The organism is Endozoicomonas sp. ONNA2 (assembly GCF_024606365.1).
In the GTDB taxonomy this organism is placed as follows: domain Bacteria; phylum Pseudomonadota; class Gammaproteobacteria; order Pseudomonadales; family Endozoicomonadaceae; genus Endozoicomonas.
Genome location: NZ_JAHHPO010000629.1, coordinates 1 through 1,158, shown reverse-complemented (window position 1 = coordinate 1,158; position 1,158 = coordinate 1). Strand labels below are relative to the sequence as shown.

The window sequence follows — 1,158 nt, the reverse complement described above, 5'->3', positions numbered from 1 at the left end:
CATGACTATCGCCGTTTATTATAGCAGCTGATTCATGACGTACGATCAGTGGTAAGCAGGAGGGATTGTGTGAGGGAGCGCCGTACCGGGGAATACGGTCGACTCAGCAAAACTCCCCAAGAGCGGCAAAGGACAAGCGAGATCGGGAGCACGTTTATGAAATATCCGGTTTTGTGAGCTGAACACCAAACGCCTTACAACAAGCACTTCAGGGCAACTTCAACCATCTCATTGAACGTTGACTGACGATCTTCCGGTGGCAGTGCTTCACCGGTGCGAATATGGTCACTGACGGTACAAATGGCCAAACCCCTGGCACAAAACTCTGCGCAAACGCCATACAGACCGGCCGCTTCCATCTCTACACCCAGTATCCCGTACTTTTCCATGGTGTCGAACATGGCAGGATCAGGATTATAAAACAGATCGGCAGAGAACAGGTTACCTACCTTGACCGGCTGGTTCATGGCACGGGCAGAGCTAACGGCATTTTCCAGCAACCCGAAATCCGCGATCGCCGAAAAGTCATGATCCTTGAAACGCATGCGATTCACTTTGGAATCCGTACAGGCACCCATACCGATCACAATGTCGCGCACCTTAACGTCCCTGGAAATAGCGCCACAGGAGCCAACCCGAATCAGACTCTTGACACCGTATTCGGTAATCAACTCTTTGTAATAAATAGACGCCGAGGGAATACCCATACCTGAACCCATGACAGATACCCTGACGCCCTGATAGGTGCCGGTAAAGCCCAGCATGTTACGCACATCCGTCACCTGTTCACCACCTTCCAGAAACGTTTCGGCAATATGCCTGGCACGCAGGGGATCACCGGGCATCAGGCAGACATCAGCAAAGGCACCGGGCCTGGCATTAATATGAGGTGTCACGGTAAAATCCTCGTTCTCGATAAAACACGACGATTAAAGTACATCAAGGATTACTCCCTGATGCGGAATAACTCATTGAAATGATTTACCAGGAGGCAATAGACTGCCCTGCGCGGCAACTGCTTCTGCATCCATGCAGTGGCAGCAAATTGGTCTAAAAATTCCGTTCTGTCCGACAAATAGCACCACTTCTTGTGCCCTTTAGCGTATTCACCTCACAAAACGAAATTTTTATCCTCAATTTTCTGCCATCCTCGCTACG

The 1,158-nt window shown here is 50.2% G+C and carries 1 protein-coding gene; it reads right to left on the bottom strand.

Annotated features, from left to right (window positions below; genetic code table 11):
* Window positions 1-194: 194 nt before the first annotated feature.
* Window positions 195-896 carry a purine-nucleoside phosphorylase gene (gene deoD / locus KDK14_RS11060; protein ID WP_257265172.1) on the bottom strand — a complete coding sequence of 234 codons (702 nt, stop codon included), beginning with the start codon at window positions 894-896 and terminating at the stop codon, window positions 195-197.
* Window positions 897-1,158: the final 262 nt, after the last annotated feature.